This is a genomic window from Desulfovibrio sp. JC022, from assembly GCF_010470665.1.
Taxonomy (GTDB): domain Bacteria; phylum Desulfobacterota; class Desulfovibrionia; order Desulfovibrionales; family Desulfovibrionaceae; genus Maridesulfovibrio.
The window spans coordinates 540,246-557,619 of sequence record NZ_VOPZ01000001.1; the positions used below are offsets into that span (position 1 = coordinate 540,246).

The 17,374-nt window shown below is 47.8% G+C and carries 15 protein-coding genes; 12 read left to right on the top strand and 3 right to left on the bottom strand.

Features of this window, described 5'->3' with window-relative positions:
- The first annotated feature begins 32 nt into the window (after positions 1 to 32).
- Positions 33 to 752, top strand: coding sequence for a response regulator (locus FMS18_RS02410; RefSeq protein ID WP_163292157.1), 720 nt, complete (start codon positions 33 to 35; stop codon positions 750 to 752).
- Between the two features lie 76 nt (positions 753 to 828).
- Here the strand turns inward: FMS18_RS02410 and mltG are convergent, their stop codons facing one another.
- From mltG to FMS18_RS02425, 3 genes are all read right to left on the bottom strand, one after another.
- Positions 829 to 1,857: an endolytic transglycosylase MltG gene (gene mltG, locus FMS18_RS02415; protein WP_163292263.1), complete on the bottom strand. Its 1,029-nt coding sequence runs from the start codon at positions 1,855 to 1,857 to the stop codon at positions 829 to 831.
- Positions 1,858 to 1,871: 14 nt separating this feature from the next.
- Positions 1,872 to 2,279: a Holliday junction resolvase RuvX gene (gene ruvX, locus FMS18_RS02420; protein WP_163292158.1), complete on the bottom strand. Its 408-nt coding sequence runs from the start codon at positions 2,277 to 2,279 to the stop codon at positions 1,872 to 1,874.
- A gap of 230 nt (positions 2,280 to 2,509) precedes the next feature.
- Complete coding sequence (locus FMS18_RS02425; protein WP_163292159.1) at positions 2,510 to 6,052, bottom strand: FAD-binding and (Fe-S)-binding domain-containing protein; 3,543 nt, start codon at positions 6,050 to 6,052, stop codon at positions 2,510 to 2,512.
- A gap of 472 nt (positions 6,053 to 6,524) precedes the next feature.
- Between FMS18_RS02425 and FMS18_RS02430 the strand changes: the two genes are divergently transcribed.
- The 11 genes from FMS18_RS02430 (at position 6,525) to FMS18_RS02480 (ending at position 17,270) form a co-directional block, all read left to right on the top strand.
- Positions 6,525 to 7,664 (top strand): alanine--glyoxylate aminotransferase family protein, encoded by a 1,140-nt coding sequence (locus FMS18_RS02430; protein ID WP_163292160.1) that lies wholly within the window; start codon positions 6,525 to 6,527, stop codon positions 7,662 to 7,664.
- Positions 7,665 to 7,855: 191 nt separating this feature from the next.
- The gene (locus FMS18_RS02435; protein WP_163292161.1) at positions 7,856 to 8,314 is read left to right on the top strand and encodes a hypothetical protein; all 459 of its coding nucleotides are present in this window, start codon (positions 7,856 to 7,858) and stop codon (positions 8,312 to 8,314) included.
- A gap of 362 nt (positions 8,315 to 8,676) precedes the next feature.
- Entirely contained in the window at positions 8,677 to 9,270 is a 594-nt protein-coding gene (locus tag FMS18_RS02440; protein ID WP_163292162.1) for a TetR/AcrR family transcriptional regulator, read from the top strand.
- A gap of 13 nt (positions 9,271 to 9,283) precedes the next feature.
- A complete protein-coding gene (locus tag FMS18_RS02445; RefSeq protein WP_163292163.1) occupies positions 9,284 to 11,419 on the top strand; it encodes a SulP family inorganic anion transporter in 2,136 nt (711 codons plus the stop codon).
- Between the two features lie 12 nt (positions 11,420 to 11,431).
- On the top strand, positions 11,432 to 12,646 hold the full coding sequence (locus FMS18_RS02450; RefSeq protein ID WP_163292164.1) for a response regulator: 1,215 nt from the start codon (positions 11,432 to 11,434) through the stop codon (positions 12,644 to 12,646).
- A 24-nt stretch (positions 12,647 to 12,670) separates the two neighbouring features.
- Positions 12,671 to 14,407: a sensor histidine kinase gene (locus FMS18_RS02455; RefSeq protein ID WP_163292165.1), complete on the top strand. Its 1,737-nt coding sequence runs from the start codon at positions 12,671 to 12,673 to the stop codon at positions 14,405 to 14,407.
- Between the two features lie 3 nt (positions 14,408 to 14,410).
- Positions 14,411 to 14,764, top strand: coding sequence for a response regulator (locus tag FMS18_RS02460; protein ID WP_163292166.1), 354 nt, complete (start codon positions 14,411 to 14,413; stop codon positions 14,762 to 14,764).
- Positions 14,765 to 14,787: 23 nt separating this feature from the next.
- Entirely contained in the window at positions 14,788 to 15,420 is a 633-nt protein-coding gene (locus tag FMS18_RS02465) for a HAMP domain-containing histidine kinase (protein ID WP_163292167.1), read from the top strand.
- Between the two features lie 36 nt (positions 15,421 to 15,456).
- Positions 15,457 to 15,885 (top strand): response regulator, encoded by a 429-nt coding sequence (locus FMS18_RS02470; RefSeq protein ID WP_163292168.1) that lies wholly within the window; start codon positions 15,457 to 15,459, stop codon positions 15,883 to 15,885.
- Between the two features lie 405 nt (positions 15,886 to 16,290).
- Complete coding sequence (locus FMS18_RS02475) at positions 16,291 to 17,085, top strand: hypothetical protein (protein WP_163292169.1); 795 nt, start codon at positions 16,291 to 16,293, stop codon at positions 17,083 to 17,085.
- Positions 17,082 to 17,270: a hypothetical protein gene (locus FMS18_RS02480; protein ID WP_163292170.1), complete on the top strand. Its 189-nt coding sequence runs from the start codon at positions 17,082 to 17,084 to the stop codon at positions 17,268 to 17,270. The genes FMS18_RS02475 and FMS18_RS02480 overlap by 4 nt, the downstream gene beginning before the upstream one ends.
- The last annotated feature ends 104 nt before the right edge of the window (positions 17,271 to 17,374 follow it).

Below are 17,374 nucleotides of genomic sequence, written 5' to 3' on the forward strand. Positions count from 1 at the left end.
AAGTTTAATATAAAGTTATCCAGGGGTTGGGCGTGAGCAGAATTCTTGTAATTGATGATGAAAAAGCAACCTTGAACATGTTCAAGATGCTACTGAGTGCATATGGTCACGAAGTCCTTACTGCTGAAAACGGTGAGGAAGGGATCAGTGTTTTTGATACCGAAAAGCCCGATCTGGTCATGACCGACATAAAGATGCCCGGCATGGACGGCTTGCAGGTGCTCGGGAAAATCAAGTCTATTTCACCGGATTCCGAGGTTATCGTGATTACCGGGCACGGAGATATGGACCTTGCCATTAAAGCACTCAATCTTGATGCCACGGATTTTCTAAATAAGCCGGTTAAGCGTGAAGAGCTTGAAAAGGCCTTGCAGCTTTCAGCTGACAGGATCAAATTTGCCCGCAGCAGGCAGAAGGATATCAGTCTGACCCTTGAAGATGATTTGGCGGTAATCAACATTACCGGAAATCTGACTTCCAAGTCTGAAGGGTTGTTGCTGGATGTTTTTGATGAAGCCCTTGCCACTGCCAAAGGTAATTTCCTGCTCGTTTTTGAAGAAAAATCTTCTATTAACGGAGCAGCCATGGATTCTCTTTTCAAGTTGGTGGAAAAGGCCCGCACCCGTGGATGCGGGGTGCACATAGCAGGACTTTCCGAGAATTTCCGTTCCGTACTCCATTCCATGGGGATCACCCAGATGGCTTCTGTTTATGAAACTGAAGCGGAGGCGCGGGGAGGGCTTCGCCGGTAGCGCAGAGATTGTTCTTAAAGATAAAGAGGCCCTGAGTTTGTAACTCAGGGCCTCTTTTTTATGAGATTTGTTTGATCTAATTATACGACCGATAGGTATCCCGGTTCCGACGCAACTGATATTTTTTAACAGCCGCGTTGTGTTCTTTGAGGGACTTGCTGAAATAGTGTGAGCCGTCCCCTTTGGCAACGAAATATAGGTATGAATGCTTTTCCGGGTTGAGGGCCGCCTTGAGTGAGTCGAGACCCGGTGAGCAGATGGGGCCGGGGGGTAATCCCCGGTGTTTGTACGAGTTGTAGGGGTTGGATTTGTCGGTCAGGTGCTTTTTGCGCAGGTTGCCGTCAAAAGTTTCACCCAGTCCGTAAATTATGGTCGGGTCGCATTGCAGCAAATAGCCTTTGCTCAGGCGATTGGCGAAGACTCCGGCAATGGTGCGCCGTTCGCTTACATCCCCGGTTTCCTTTTCTATCAGGGAAGCAAGGATCACGGTTTCGTGGATTTCTTGCGGGGAGGGCAATTTGCCGTTCCAAGCCTTGTTGGCGGCCTTGCGGAACTCCTTGAGCATAGTTTCCACCATGACTGTTCCGGTTTCGTTCTTGGGCCGGGTCAGCAAATATGTTTCCGGGAAAAGATACCCTTCAGCATTTTTAGCCGGGATTTTATATTTCGTCAGCAGAGCCGGATCAGACACTGCTTTCTTAAATGCTGCGTAATCGGTCAGCCCGGACTTATCCGCTTTTTCAGCAGTAGCCCACCATGTAAGACCTTCACGTACAGAAAATTTGTGCAGAATACCGGAAGTGGAGGTAATGGTTTCCAGAACCTGCGGGGCTGTCATGTTGGACCAAAGGCTGAATTCTCCGGCCCGGACTTTCGAAGCCATACCCTGTGCCTGTGCGTATTCGCGGAACTGTTTAACGTCGGTAATCAGTCCGGCCTTGGCAAGGTCGCTGGCAACAGTCCACAGCGGTTGGCCCGGTTCCACGGTAAAAAGAATCTCGCGCCCTTCCAGTTCCGGGGGAAGATTAAGAAAAGTCCAGTTACGGTACATGAACCAGCCCGCCACCAGCATGAGAGCCATACACCCGAAGGCTATGGTGGGCATTACATAGCGTATGACTATGCTCGGGCGAGCCACGTTTCCAGAATTATTTTCGCTGCCTGACTGTCCAGATTCTTTTTTCTTTTCCGGTCCCAAAGTCCGGCCTCCTTTAGTTCGTCTTCCGCTGCAATTGAGCTGAGTCTTTCATCAACAAGATGAATGGGCAAGTCAACCCTTCTTTCCAGCGAGGCCGCAAAGTTGCGCACCTGCCGGGTAGTCAAAGTGTCTTCCCCGTCTAGAGATAAGGGAAGGCCGATGACAATGTCACCGACCTTTTCATTTTCTATAATTTCAAGCAACTCCGAGAACATCGCGTCGCGGGTTGTGCGTTCCATTACTTTATACGGAAAAGCAAAAATCTTTTCCGGGTCAGTAATAGCCAGACCCACACGCTTTGTCCCGAAATCTATGCCTAATGCTTTCATGTGATGCCTCCCGGCGGGCTCTCCGAGGGCCAAAGAAACTTTTTGGAAAAAGTTTCTCTGGACTCTTCAAAAACTTTTAGTAGGGCTTCGCCGTTTTAAATGCAAAATTGTCCGTAGGAGGACGTAATAACTCTACTAAAACGTTTTGGGATTCTTAAACCCTTTTGGAAAAGGGTTTAAGCCGCCGGAGGCGAAATCCATCTATCAAATAGCGCGTTAGCGCATCATATCTAAATTAAAACAAGTTCATCCTGACGGGTAGCGCGCTCAAGTTCTTTTTTGAAATCTTTGCGCCATTTGGGTCCGCCGATAAGCTCGGCCATGTATTCCACGGTGTGGAGTACGCGATTCTGCTTTTTCAGGGTCTGCATGTTGCGTTTGATACCTACCTTACACGATGGGCAACCCACCAGAACCGGGGTGGTTTTATCATGCCCCTGAAGATCGTTCTTGAGCTGTCCGCCTTTGCGGTCGCGCAGCTTGTTGTAGATTTCAGGGCTGGTGATGGAACCGAGACCGGATTCGCCGCAACAGCCGGGAGAGAGTGTTACCTCAGCACCGAGCATGTCCGCAACTGCTTTGCGGTACATTTCCGGGGCCTTGTTCTTTTTTACCTCGGTCCATTCGGTATGGCAGGAGGCGTGGTAAATCACATCCCGCGCCGCATTGGCTGTGTTGAAATTGAGGTTGCCCGGATTGTTGAGCAGGTATTGCATGGCATCCTTGCGCTGAATATCGTAACCCAGTTCCTTGAATTCGTATGATTCAAGAGATTCGCGGCAGGTTCCGCAGGCAGTAATCATGGTGGAAACCTTCATGCCCGCAATGGACGCCTTGGCGATGCGATACTGAATGTCGCTGATATTGCGGTGGCGGTTGGTGTTGTATGCTTCCACACAGCCACTTGCCAGCAGCGGATAACCGCAGCAGAGATGCTTGGCGGGCATGATCACATTCACGCCGGACTTGAGCAACAGGTAGAGGGTCGCCATACCGATATCCTTGGAGAACAGGGACGCGCCGCAGCCGGGGAAGTAGTATACACTGTCCGGGGCGGGGGTGTTCTGAAGGAACATGGAACCCTTATCGAGATTGATGGTCTCGGACAGGTTCTTGAAATCCATGGCCGGGGTTTTGCTGGAGATCATGGGCGATTCTATGCGCCTGCGCCAGTGACCGGGGATGAGTCCGATGGCCTTGGATTGCAGCCCTGCGGAGAGGGACAGGAATTTTGCGGCCTTGGGCAGCCTTCCCTGCGGGTCCTTGGCAATGAAGTTCAGGGCCGCGCTTTTGATAGGATGGCCTCCGGTTCCTTTATATTCAAGGAAAGAACGGATCTGGAGTGCGGCTCCGGCGGAGTCAATCTTGATGGGGCAGACTGAGGTACAGCGTCCACAGGCGGTGCAATGTTCCATGAGCTTCCTGAGACGGGTCATGAGATCCGGGGAAGGTTCACCGCGCTGAACCTGTGAATAGTAGATGGCCTCAATGAGCGCACCGAGAGCGATGTTCTTGTTTCTCGGGTGGTACATGAGTCCCTGCTCCGGGAAAAACATGGGGCAGACCTGCTTGCATTTTCCGCAACGGGTACAGGTCTGGATGTTCTGGAGCAGCTCCATCAGGTGTTCCTTATCCTTAATGGCAGTCTTGTTCAGGTCATTGATGAGCCTGTTGAACGAGAAAGTGTATGCCGGAGAAGGAAGATTCCTGCGGGTCAGCTTGCCGGGGTTGAGGATGTTGAGCGGGTCCACCTTGAGCTTGTATGCTTTGATGGCCTCGATTTTTTCCTCGGAAAGGTAATCGATCTTGGTGATGCCGATACCGTGTTCACCGGAAACCTCACCTTTGAGTTCAAGTACTTTCTTGAATACATCATCAACTGCTTCGTGGGCACTGTGCAGCATATCCGGGTCGTTGGAGTTGACCGGGATGTTCACATGGCAGTTACCGTCACCGGCATGCATGTGGTTGGCGATGATGATGCGCTGTTCCTTGAGCTTCTTGAGGATCTTGTTGATTTTGGAATCCAGCTTGGGGAATTCGTCGCGCAGTTCCTGAAAGAGGTAGTAAACCTGTCCTTCCAGTTCCTGATCGCTCATGTCCTTGCCGGTGATTTTGCCTTTGAGGATGTTGGTAGTCCTCTCAAGGGCCAGTTCAACTTTGGGTTCCTCAATGGGAAAGCCTTGCAGCTCCTTGATGGAGAGCAGGGAACGGCGGTAGATTTTTGCCAGATAGATCAGGTTCAGGTCTTCAAGGAAGTCGGAGAAATCCGGGATAACTTCGAGGGGGATAACGATATCTTCGTTGACCTTGAAGCCGGAAGTGCGTTTCGCAATGGCGGAAAGCTTGTGGCGGTCTTCCCAGAAGAGTTCCGCTTCTTTTTCATCGCGGGCAGCAAAGATGTCCACTCCGTCATAGGGCTGGGCAATGGAAAGGATGGTGTCCACCGCGCTTTGCAGGGCAGCTTCATCATCGGAATCCAGTTGCAGGATGAGTACGGAAATGGGATCGCCTTCGTATTTTTCGGATTTCGCTACGTATTTGATGGCCTGTACGTATTTGGGACCGAACTCCTCAAGGGCGGAGATTTTTACAAGGTCGCCTTCTTCGCGGATGGTATCGCGCAGTGCGACTACGTCCTTGATGACCAGCATGGCATTGCGCATGGAGCGACCGAAGAATTCAAGACAGAGTACACGGGAAATGCTCGGCTTGGGGTAAAGTGCGAAGCAACATTCAGTGATGATGCCGTCGACCCCTTCTTTCTGCACGCCGGGCAGCCCGCCGAGATATTTGTTGGTTACGTCCTTACCCAGTCCGGTGGTGCGGATTTCTTCGGCGGTAAGTTCAATCGTATCGATAAGACGGTCTTTGGAATCATAAATTTCAAAGGATGCGTCTTCGTTGGCGAAAATCTTGTGACCGGGATGGCCCTTGCGGCGTACTTCGATAAGTTCGCCTTTGGGCATGACCATCTTGTAGCTGATGATATTATCGATGGTGCAGCCGTATTCAAATGCAAAGGGACCGCCGGAGTTTTCGGAAATATTTCCGCCCAGCGATGATCCGGCCTTGGATGCCGGGTCCACGGTGAAAAGCACGCCTTTCTTGTCCGCAGCATTAATGGCATCAAGGGTGATGACCCCGGCCTGCGCGCAAAGAGTCATGGCGTCGGTATCAACGGACAGGATTTTCTTGAAGCGGGCAAGTGAAAGCACTGCGGTGCGGTCAAGGGCCGGGATTGCACCCCCGGTGGCTCCGGTTCCGCCGCCGCGCGGGATCAGGCCGAACTGCATTTCATTGGCAAGGCGCACGATGGCCCGGACCTGCTCGGTATCTTCTGGGAAGAGAACCGCGATGGGCAGCTCAATACGCAGGTCTGTGGCGTCGGTTGCGGATTGCACAACTGTATGCGGATCAAGCCCGATACAGTGTTCGGGCAGGATTTCTTTCATCTTTTCAACGAATCTGTCGCGGAATTCCGTGTCTGCATCCTGCTTGAGCCAGAAATTTTCCACAGAGCGGGTCAAACGCTGCGGGTACTCGCCGGAAAGAGTCGGGCGGGCAAGGGTCAGGGTGCGGGACACTGACTTGCGTACCAGTTCAGGATCGATGAACGGATTGTAGCGCACAAGGAAAAGTTCAGCTGCGATGCTTTCCGCAAGAGTGCGCACATCTTCGGGCCAGCCTTTAAATTCAAAGGGATCAAGGCCGAGCACCCGTTGCAGCAGGGCTTCGGCGGGAATGGAAATATGAGGACCTAATTGAGGCATAATATCTTACCGTGAATTGTTTTTGTTTTACAGGGGGCAGAACACCCTCCTGTGAAGGAAAAAGGGAATATAGTGACCACCGTGGTTAAAATCAAGCAACTATTTTGCAAAATGATGATTTTTATCAGAATTTTATTTAAGATCTGATTGTTTAATTCTCTGGATTAATTGATCTATTTTGTGAGTGCAGAGGATTAAGGAATGCAAAATTGTTTTTGATTGGACGGCAAAAGGCATTAACTTTGCGCCATGAGCGCGGGCCTTATAAAAAAGTGCCGTTCACCAACACCTATAATAATGGTCCCGCCGATTGTAAAGCTCTGTGTGCTCTTAAAGCTTGACAGAAATGGTGAATTTGAATGATTATTTCGGCCTTCACATTTCTCACAATTGATAGTTTTATAAACTTCATTTCGAAATTCGTAATATAAATCTCAAAATTTAATAAATTTGAAAAAGAGAGGGTCTATAAATGATCGGTGACGATTTTGCAGAACTCAAACTTTTTATAACCGGTCCCATTCTTCTGCGTGAGGAAGTGCGTAAAGCCGGGCTTCTTCCTGAATTCGGACACCGGGATGCAGAGAATCCCAAGCGTTTCGAACCAATCATGCGCAATCTCAACACTATTGCCGGAAATCCTGAAGGATACACTCCTGTCATATTTAATGGTTCCGGTACAAATGTGCTTGAAGCCTCAATCCGCTCACTGGTTGCGGATTCCGATAAGGTGCTCAATGTTTCCGTAGGCGCGTTCGGTGATTTGTATCACAAGCTTGCCGTGCTTAACGGTAAGAATGCAGTGCAGCTTAAATTCCCTTACGGCAAAGCTATCGATCTGGAAAAACTGGAAGATGCTCTCAAGGAGCACAATCCGAATGTTGTTACTTTTACCCACAACGAGACTTCCACCGGGGTGATTAATGATGTTGTTGCGGTTTGCGAAATGATCCGTGCCCACGGGGCCGCTCCGATCATTGATGCGGTATCAATCTTTGGCGGGGCACCTACTTTAATAGATGAGTGCAAGCCGCTCATGTACTGCACTTCCACCCAGAAATCCCTTGGCTTGCCCGCCGGTTTCGGGATCGGTTTTGTTTGCGAAGAAGCTTTGAAAAAGGCTGAGTCCGTTACAAACAGGGGTTACACCACCGATATTATCGCCCAGATGGGCAAGGCTAAGCTTAATCAGACTCTGACCACTCCTAACGGAACGTTGGCGAACCAGATGTGTGTGCAGCTGGACTATATAGTTAATGATGAGACTGTTGCTGGACGCTTTAAGCGTCATGAAGATATGCGGGCCATTGCCCACAAATGGGTCGAGAGCATGGACGGCTACGAACTTTTCGCACAGGAAGGGCATCGTTCCCCCAGCCTGACCACCTTCAAGACTCCGGCGCACATGACTATTGAGAAGCTTAAGGATGTTAAAGAACTCATGCGCGGGCACGGCTACCTTTTTGATCCCGGTTACGGAAAGATCAACAAGGAGCTTGCAGAGCAGGGCGAATCCCCCATCTTTCGCGTAGGGCACATGGCTGATATTCAGCCGGAGATGCTTGAGGGATATCTTGAGGTGCTTGGTGGAGTTTTGAAGGGATTTAAGTAAACGGATATTCTTTTAGACGGTTTTTGATAGCCCTGATCCGCGTGTGTGGATCAGGGTTTTTTGCTGTGCAATAACGCTTATTTGTACATCAAATAATATAACTAGCATTATCTCTAAAGTATTTCTAGAAGACACCGAACTATGGGAGACGAGGCACGAATTATTGAATTAATTTTTAACCCATGGAGTTCATGATGAAGATTTTTAGGATTGTTTTACTGGCTTGCATTATCGCTACGCTGAGTTGTTCTGCCGCCTTTGCTGGGAGTGGGAAGGCTATTGTTCCGCATTGGCTGGCAGTGAACTATGGAAAAAGCAATGCGCAGTCATCAAATATATTTATTACTAATATTACCCAGCATGATCTTGTAGTTAAGGTGACGGTGTATAATAGGGATTCGACAATTTTTCTGTCAGGTATCGAGTATAAGAATTTTCAGAATAATAATACTGAAATTGGGGCAGGTAAGACAGTCAATTTAAAAATTAATGGCACTGGAACGACTGAGTCTGATTATGGCTATGCTGTAATTGAGTGGGTGAATAAAGAATATGATGACGACGTTGTTGGTCTTGTGTCTTGGGCCAACTGGCGTGAAAGTTCTAATAGAGGATACTCTGTTCCTGTGAATAATGGGATGCCATTTTAAGAAGTGTGCAGAGTTTGATTTGTGAACCCCGGCCCCGCAAAAGCGGGGCCGGGGTTTATTATTTATGAAGCTTAAAATGAATATTTTTTGTGGTGCACACTCAGTTTTTCTTGCAAAAGTAAAAAAAATTTGTCAATTAAAACCGAGTGCTGACTCAGTTTATGGGCTAAATATGAGATATGTGAAAAAAATATCATGGCATTTTTAGCGTTTTGTCTGATGCTATACGTATATATAACAGATGGTTAGATTGTTATTTAGGTTGTATTTGTGAAAAAAAGGACGGGTTGACATTGAACCCTGATTCAGATTATTTTTTATTCCGACTGAGTGCTCAGTCGGTTTTTTAGAAAGGAGAACAAATGACCAAGATGTCCAAAAAGAAGGCGGCAATTCTGGAGGCTGCCACCATCCTTTTCGCTAACAAGGGATTTGCCGACACTTCCATGCAGGAATTGTCCAAGATGACCGGGGCGGCGGAAGGAACCATCTTTTATCACTTCAAGAACAAGGAGCATCTCTTGTTAACGATCCTTGAGGCAACAAGGGAACGTATACTTGAGGAGTTCGAGGCTCACATGGATCACCATCAGCCGGGAACAGGGATTGAAGAGATGGAAGAGGTGGTTGCGTTTTACCTTCTTCTGGCCGGACGAATGGAATATCAGTTTCTTCTTTTGCACCGACATTTCCTTTATCAGTTCGCCGAAAGCCGACCTGAATTCCGGGAAAACCTCGAAGCCATCTATAACTGTCTGGTCATCCTTTTTGAACAGGCTATCCAGAAGGGGTTGGATGATGGCTCCATCGGCGAGGTCAACCCCCGGAAAAGCGCACTCATCATATTCACGATGGTCGATGGTTTAGTGAGATTCAAGAATTTTAATCTCTACGATGCGGGTGCTTTGTTCAATGAATTGATCGAGTCCATCCGCAGGATGTTGAAACCTAACTAGGGGTGTTTATCTCATGCTTACTAGAATTTTTCCTTTTCTGGGCTGGTTCAAAAAGTACAGCGGAGTAGCTTTCCGGGCGGATATTATTTCCGGCCTGACCGTTGCTCTGGTTCTTATTCCCCAGTCCATGGCGTATGCGCAGTTGGCGGGCATGCCTGCTTATTACGGTCTTTACGCCTCATTGCTTCCTCCCATGGTGGCAGCTCTGTTCGGCTCCAGCCGTCAGCTCGCTACCGGTCCCGTTGCTGTTGTATCCCTTATGACCGCAGCTTCCCTTGAACCATTGGCAACCGCAGGCAGCGAAGGCTACATTGCCTATGCTCTGCTGCTGGCCTTGCTGGTCGGTATCTTCCAGTTCCTGCTCGGCGTACTTCGCCTCGGTCTGGTTGTTAACTTCCTGTCTCATCCGGTTGTTAACGGTTTCACCAACGCAGCGGCCATCATTATTGCCTCCTCACAGCTTTCAAAGATGTTCGGTGTCTACGTAGACAAGGCCGAACTGCATTTTGAAACCATTATGAGAGTTTTCAAGGGGGCCATTCACTACACCCATTTACCAACATTAGGTATGGGGGTCCTTGCATTTGCTATCATGGTTGGATTGAAGCGGGTTAACCCGAAAATTCCAAACGTACTTTGCGCGGTTGTTATTACCACGCTGCTCTCATGGGCCACCGGTTTCAACCATGACACCAATGTTAATGTCGCTGCGATTCAAGATCAGGAAGTGCAGACTCTTATCGCCGATTTCAATAAGTCCGTAACCGGAATTGAAGATCTGGCGACCAAGCGTACGGAGATTGCAGCTCTTGAAGACCAAGCCAAGGCAGACAAGAACCAGATCGGTTATTATGATGCCGAGCATGATATTGCCGTAGTTAACTATCAGGTTAAGCTGCTTAAGCATAAGTCCCATGAACTGCGCGCTGAACTGCGTCACACCCTTTTTGATGGTGTGGAGCAGGCTGACGGTACCATGGCTTTCTATGTTCAGGGGAAAGCTCCTCAAGGGGTTACCACTGACGGACGTACCTGGCGTGTAAAAGTGGGCAATAAAATCCTCGACACTACCTCCCTGAGAATGATGGGCGGCGGCGCGGTTGTCGGAACCATTCCTTCCGGTTTTCCCGCAATTGCAGTTCCCTCTCTCGACTTCAAGGTCATCCTTAAGCTCTTCCCCTTTGCGATCATCATTTCCCTGCTCGGTTTCATGGAAGCGATCTCTATTGCAAAGGCCATGGCAGCAAAGACCGGACAGAGACTTGATCCTAACCAGGAACTTATCGGTCAGGGCCTTGCCAACATGCTTGGTGCTTGCGGTTCCGCATACCCGGCTTCCGGTTCTTTCTCCCGTTCCGCGGTTAACTTGCAGGCGGGTGCTGTAACCGGGCTTTCAAGTGTATTTACCTCCGCCATCGTGGCCGTCACCCTGCTGTTTTTCACCCCGCTCCTTTATCATCTGCCGCAGGCTGTTCTGGCTGCTGTTATCATGATGGCTGTTATCGGGCTGATCAACGCTTCCGGTTTCATCCACGCATGGAAGGCCCAGAAATATGACGGAGCTATCTCAATTATCTCATTTATTGCAACTCTGGCCTTTGCACCGCACCTTGATAAGGGTATCATGATCGGTGTGGCACTTTCGCTTGGCGTATTCCTCTACAAGAGCATGCGTCCCCGTGTTGCCGCTCTGTCCAAGGGTGAGGATGAAGTCCTTCGTGACGCCAGCATCCATGGCCTGCGTGAATGCGACCACATCGCGGTTGTCCGTTTTGACGGTCCCCTGTTCTTCGCAAACGCAAGTTTCCTCGAAGACCAGATCACCGATCGCATTATGGATATGCCTAATTTGAAGCACATCATTCTGGTCTGCAACGGTATTAACGACATTGATGCATCCGGCGAGGAAGCTCTTTCCCTGATCGTTGATACCGTAAGAAGCGGTGGCCGTGACATCTCCCTTTCCGGTGTGAATGAAGCGGTCATGGCAGTGCTTGAACGCACCCACCTGCTTGAAAAGATCGGTCGTGATCATGTTTATGCCGATACTGAGGACGCTCTCTGCAAGACTCACGCTCTGGCTCACAAAGATGGAACCGAGCCTGATTGCCCGCTCACAACTCACTGCCGTCTCAGCGGTAACGCTTAGTGGAGGTTTCTAATGTCTGATCTGTTTCTCTTTAGCGGTCTTTTCTGTCAGGCGGATGCTATTGTTAAGCGTCTGATGGATGACACCGATTTCAAGCTGGTCACTGATGAAGACCTTGTGGCCGATGCTGCTGTTCTTGGCGGAATGAGCGAAAAGGCCATAGCCAAGGCTTTTTCTCCCAAGACTTCCATCTTCAATAAATTCAGTCATGAAAAGGAACGTGCTGTTTCCTGGCTGAGATTGGCTCTTGCCAATAAACTGGCTGAAGGGCAGGCCCTGCTGGTTTCCGGTATGGTCACCCAGCTCCTTTCTCAGGAAATCAGCCATGTCCTCAAGGTCTGCATTATCGATGACCTTCAGAAGCGCATGGAGACTGCCCGCAATGAGTCCGGGCTTTCCGAAGGCGAGGCTGAAAAGGAAATCCAGCAGAGCGATGAGGAAAGTACCGTATGGGTTCGCGAAGTCTCCGGGAATAATGATCCCTGGGCTACCTCCCTTTACGATATGGTCATACCCGCTGACAAAACCGGCGTGGATGAGTCTGTAGCCCTGATTAAGGAACAGCTGGTTAATTCCGCTGTTGAAGTTACTGATGCTTCCAAACAGGCCGTACAGGACTTCCTGCTTGCTGCCAGAGTTGAAACTGCTCTGGTCGCCAAGGGACACAACGTTGTTGTCCGTGCTGAAAAAGGCAAAGTAACCCTCGCCATCAATAAAAAGGTGCTCATGGTTGAGCGTCTTGAAAAGGATCTGCGCGAAATCGCCGAGCCTCTTGATGGTGTAAAGAGCGTGGATGTGACTTTCGGTAAAGAATTCTATGAGGCTGATATCTATCGCCGCATGGATTTCGAACTGCCGTCCCGCGTATTGCTGGTTGACGATGAGCGTGAATTTGTTAAGACCCTGTCCGAACGCTTGTTGCTGCGTGACCTTGGTTCCGCAGTGGTTTACGACGGTGAATCCGCTCTTGATGTTGTGCAGGATGATGAGCCTGAAGTAATGATCCTCGACCTCAAGATGCCCGGCATCGACGGTATCGAGGTTCTGCGCCGGGTTAAATCTGACCGTCCCGGCATCGAAGTGATCATCCTTACCGGTCACGGCTCTGAAGATGACCGCAAGACCTGTATGGATCTTGGCGCGTTCGCTTACCTGAACAAGCCTGTGGATATCGATGTACTCAGCAAGACTCTCAAGGATGCTTACGCCAAGGTGCGTAACTCTTAATTAATAAACTCTCCGGGGTTGGCCATGAACATAAAGGGAATATTCAAGCCGGAATTTTGGGATGCGGACCCCAAGTCTGCCGGACCTTACAAGCAGCTGTTTGACTACAAGCGCATCTGGCAGCTTTGTATCGGTATCCTTGTTGCGGTTTCCCTTGTTCCCATCCTGATCATGGCTTCCATTGATTTCAGTGTAACCCGTGGAGCGATCATATCTGAGAATACACTGGAGGCGGCAAGGACTACGTCCAATACCCGCCGTTCGGTTTCCTACTTTCTGGAGGAGCGGAAATCAGCATTACAGCTGCTGGTTGAACTGCATGATTTCCGCTCCTTCGATGATCGGGAAAAACTGTCTCAGATGTTGAAGTCCCTTAAGAACAGTTTCGGCGGTTTCATCGATCTTGGTGTAATTAATAATGAAGGCAGGCAGGTCGCTTATGTTGGTCCTTATAAGCTTGAAGGGCGTGAGTACGCCGGGCAGGATTGGTTCAAGCAGACAGTTGAGCAGGGTATTTACATAAGCGAGGTCTTTCTCGGATTTCGTGACAGTCCACATCTTGTTATTGCTGTAAAACATATGCTGGACGAGACAAAGAATCATTTCAAGATCTTGCGTGCCACTTTGGACACAACACAATTTAACGGCATCCTGTCCTCCCTTGATCTGTCGATAGGTGAAGACGCTTTTCTGGTTAACAGGGACGGGGTGTTGCAGACACCATCCAAATGGAACGGAAACATTTTTTCCAAGGTTGGTTTCGAGCTTCCGGAAAAATCTTTCCGTACCAAAGTTGAACAAATTTCTTATCGCAAGGGTGCTCCGGCCATGGTTGGTTATGCCTACCTTGAAAACACCCCCTTTGTGCTGCTCTATGTGAAAACAGAGGAGGAGTATATGGGCGGTTGGCAGAGCTCTCGCGATACGGTGACCTGGTTCACCATTGTCAGTATTGCCGTCATTATTCTGGTCATGTGGGCGGTGGCTTCTTATCTTGTAGAACGTATTTACATGGCGGATATGACCCGCTCCAAGGCCTTGCAGCAGATGGAGCACCACAACCGTATGGCCTCTATCGGGCGACTGGCTGCCGGGGTGGCCCACGAGATTAACAACCCGCTGGCTATCATTAATGAAAAGGCCGGGTTGCTCAAAGATCTGTTTACATTCAGCAAGGCTTATGATGCTGATGAACGGGTGTTGGGGCTTGTGGATTCCGTGATCGGTTCTGTGGAACGTTGCGGACGTATCACTAAACGGTTACTTGGTTTTTCCCGCCAGACGGATATGGAATTACGTCCGGTTTATCCGCGCAAGGTCATCGATACCGTACTCAGTTTTCTGGATAAGGAAGCGGAATACAGATGCATTGATGTCAGTGTGGATGTGGATGACAAAATTTATGAAGTGGTAACTGATCGCGGCAAGCTGGAGCAGGTTTTGTTGAACCTGATTAACAATGCCTTTCAGGCCATGAAAGACGGGGGTATTCTGCTGGTCAGGGTAGAGCGTGGAGACAGGCAGGTGCTTTTTTCAGTCAAGGATAACGGGTGCGGTATTCCCGAATCAGACTTGAAAAGAATTTTTGAACCGTTTTATTCAACAAAGAAACAATCAGGCGGAACCGGTCTGGGATTGTCCATTACCTACGGTTTGGTACAGGATCTTGGCGGGGACATGAAAGTTAAAAGCCGTTTGGGTAAAGGGACTGAGTTCAGTTTTTCACTGCCTGTTGTACCCAATATGAACGGGGAGAGTTAGTCGATGAAGATTTTATTGGTGGATGATGAATCCGAACTGGTTTCAGCTCTTGCGGAAAGGCTTTCCTTTCGCGGTTTTGATGCTGACTGGGCCTGTTCTGGAGCAGATGCAATAGATAAGGTCAAAGAGAATGAATACGACCTCGCGGTTTTGGATGTTAAAATGCCGCGCATGAGCGGACTGGAATTGCGGGGCGAACTGAATAAGATTCGTTCTGGTATGAAGTATATTTTCCTTTCCGGGCACGGTTCGGAAGAGGATTACAAGGCGGGAGCAGCGGAAGCGGAGTGCTATCTGGTCAAGCCCGTCAAGATTGAAGAGTTGGTGGAAAAGATCAATCTGGCTCTGGAATCTTAAATAACATTCACAAGGAGTATCGCATGGGAGCATCAGCACTGCAGAAAGATCGTGACGGCCTCTGCTTTTTCGGGCAGGTAAGCGCGGTCATTTCCCATGACCTCAAAAATGTCCTGGCAATCATCAATGAAGATGCCGGCCTGTTGCAGGATTTTTCACTCATGGCTGCGCAGGGCATGGAACTTGACCCGCCTCGTCTGGTTAAACTGGCGGAAAAAATTCAGGGTCAGGTTAAGAGAGGGGATGGAATAATCAAAAACATGAACCGGTTCGCCCACAGTGTGGACCTCCCGGTATGCGATGTTGATTTCCGCGAACTCACAACGTTGGTAATATCCCTGTTGACCCGCATGGCCTCACGCAAGTGTGTCACGGTAACCCTTAAAGAGGGCGAACAGGTCAACGGCAAGGGTGATCCTTTCACCATCCAGATGCTCATTGCAAAAGCGCTTGAGTATTCCATGGACAGTGCCGGCAGGGATGGAGAACTTTGTATCGAGTTAAGCACCGCAGATGGAGTCAATGTACTGACGATTTCAGGATTGAGTGCAGTAATACCTGAAGAACAGCTGGCTGAGCTTGAATCAATTTCCGTAAAAGCGGGCGGCAAACCCGCATATGTCCGGCAGGACAATATATTAATTTTAAATTTTTAATTACTTTAAACTGCATCATGCAGGTGGAGAAAAAAGATGGCAGAAAAAGTACTTCTGGTTGATGACGAGAAAGAATTTGTTGAAGGTCTGGCTGAACGCATGGAACTGCGTGGTATGAACGTAACAGCATGTACCAATCCACAGGAAGCCCTCGACAAAGTAGATGCTGAAGGTTTTGACGCAATCGTGCTTGATCTTCAGATGCCCGGTATTGACGGTATTGAGGCTCTTAAGCACATCAAAAAGACAAGACCGGAAATGCAGGTTATCCTGCTCAGCGGTCACGCAACCGTAGAAAAAGGCATCGAGGCCATGAAGCTCGGCGCAATGGATTTCGTTGAAAAACCCGCCGATATCAACGTGCTTACCGATAAGATTAAAAAAGCACAGGCCAAGAAAATGATCATCGTTGAAGAAAAGACCGAAGAAAAAGTTAAGGATATTCTGAGCCATAAGGGCTGGTAGAAACTAACTTTATTTCGAAATATTAAAGCCCCTGTTCGTTATGAGCAGGGGCTTTGCTTATTTAAATAAGATGGTTTGTCTGACTGTTGCGCTGTTATGTTTGGAAAGGATTAGTTTCAACTATTGGTAACAAACCGTAAGGTCTGCGCTGCCGTAGAGTTCTACTTTTTTAATGTGGTTATTTTATGTAGCTATATATAGGCATTCATGTACCTATCTGCTTAATTAAAATTGGAAGTTAGATTTTGCTTTGTGTTAAACTTTGATGTGAGGGGGATACATTGAGTTGTGGGATAAAAATTCGTTGCTTTATTGCTAAATATTTTCAGGGTAAGGTTAGGCTTTTTTCAGAGATAATAATACTTGTTGCGTCAAGTTATCTTCTAGCAAAAAAAATTATTTGGCATGTCTATTTCTAGGTCAATGGAGGAGTATTTCAAAGAGCCTTTTATTATAGCATATTTTTGGATAGCTGGTTTTGTTTTAATTGTAGCAATTCTTATCAAATTAGGTAACTTAATTGTCGACCATTGTCCTGTTCTTCAAGCTTCAGACATTGACCCTAGCGAAATATCAGAATGTCTTCAGACTATGAATTTGGATATTTTAAATCATTTAAATCGACTTGAAGAAGATGGTCCTGTGAATATTTGCAAGCTTAGCGGTTTTCATGATTGTGACCGTAATATTCGTGGGATCGTTGCAGCGCTTGCTGAACATGTGAAGCGGTGTTTTAAAGATGTAACGATATCTAAAAGAGATGTTTTTATATCGCTTTACTTATTGGAAGAAGGCGTGTTAAATTATTTATGTCATCACGACTATAAACGGGATTGGGTGAAGTCAAAGCGGATTCCGATTGATTCTCCGGAATTTGCACAATATGAATCTGTAAAATGTATCAAATCGGGAAATTCTACTTGTTATCTTTTGAGTAAAAATGGCTATGCGAAGGGTAACTCAAAGCGGCACAAAACAATCAAGCAGTATCTAGGATGTAAGTTGGAATCAAATGGTTTTATCTATGGCTTTTTGACAGTAGAATTTCATAATGAGTCTGTGTTTACTGACGAGTTACAGATGCAGGAGTTTATGGAAAACAATATTTTCCCATATAAAACTTTAATTGAATATCAATTTTTGAAAAAACAATTTTTTGGTTCTTTTTCTGACTTTGAAAACAATTGGAGGACAGCATGAGAACAGTAACAAAGAATGAGAACGAACGCTTATTCGAAGAGGTCCTTGCCCAGAGAGAAAAGATCAGAGAAGAGCTTAAAAGAAAGGCTCGTAATTATTGCTCCCTTAAAGAGGAAGAAGTGAAGGAAAAGCCTAATAGGAAAATTGTTTGTCTGCTTGAAGTTGAGCCCGATAGTGAAGTCTGATTTAGTGTTTAAATTTTATTTATATAGCCAAATAAAGCCTCCATCAGTTTTGATGGAGGCTTTTTCTTTTGTTAAATCAGGTGGTTTGGCTGACTATTGTAATA

Excerpts from the sequence above, each read along its gene's own strand:
- FMS18_RS02470 (WP_163292168.1), top strand. The coding sequence starts at position 15,457 with ATGGCAGAAAAAGTACTTCTGGTTGATGACGAGAAAGAATTTGTTGAA.
- FMS18_RS02440 (WP_163292162.1), top strand. The coding sequence starts at position 8,677 with ATGACCAAGATGTCCAAAAAGAAGGCGGCAATTCTGGAGGCTGCCACC.
- mltG (WP_163292263.1), bottom strand. The coding sequence starts at position 1,857 with ATGCCCACCATAGCCTTCGGGTGTATGGCTCTCATGCTGGTGGCGGGC.
- FMS18_RS02445 (WP_163292163.1), top strand. The coding sequence starts at position 9,284 with ATGCTTACTAGAATTTTTCCTTTTCTGGGCTGGTTCAAAAAGTACAGC.
- FMS18_RS02475 (WP_163292169.1), top strand. The coding sequence starts at position 16,291 with ATGTCTATTTCTAGGTCAATGGAGGAGTATTTCAAAGAGCCTTTTATT.
- FMS18_RS02430 (WP_163292160.1), top strand. The coding sequence starts at position 6,525 with ATGATCGGTGACGATTTTGCAGAACTCAAACTTTTTATAACCGGTCCC.
- FMS18_RS02450 (WP_163292164.1), top strand. The coding sequence starts at position 11,432 with ATGTCTGATCTGTTTCTCTTTAGCGGTCTTTTCTGTCAGGCGGATGCT.
- ruvX (WP_163292158.1), bottom strand. The coding sequence starts at position 2,279 with ATGAAAGCATTAGGCATAGATTTCGGGACAAAGCGTGTGGGTCTGGCT.
- FMS18_RS02480 (WP_163292170.1), top strand. The coding sequence starts at position 17,082 with ATGAGAACAGTAACAAAGAATGAGAACGAACGCTTATTCGAAGAGGTC.
- FMS18_RS02435 (WP_163292161.1), top strand. The coding sequence starts at position 7,856 with ATGATGAAGATTTTTAGGATTGTTTTACTGGCTTGCATTATCGCTACG.
- FMS18_RS02465 (WP_163292167.1), top strand. The coding sequence starts at position 14,788 with ATGGGAGCATCAGCACTGCAGAAAGATCGTGACGGCCTCTGCTTTTTC.
- FMS18_RS02455 (WP_163292165.1), top strand. The coding sequence starts at position 12,671 with ATGAACATAAAGGGAATATTCAAGCCGGAATTTTGGGATGCGGACCCC.
- FMS18_RS02460 (WP_163292166.1), top strand. The coding sequence starts at position 14,411 with ATGAAGATTTTATTGGTGGATGATGAATCCGAACTGGTTTCAGCTCTT.
- FMS18_RS02425 (WP_163292159.1), bottom strand. The coding sequence starts at position 6,052 with ATGCCTCAATTAGGTCCTCATATTTCCATTCCCGCCGAAGCCCTGCTG.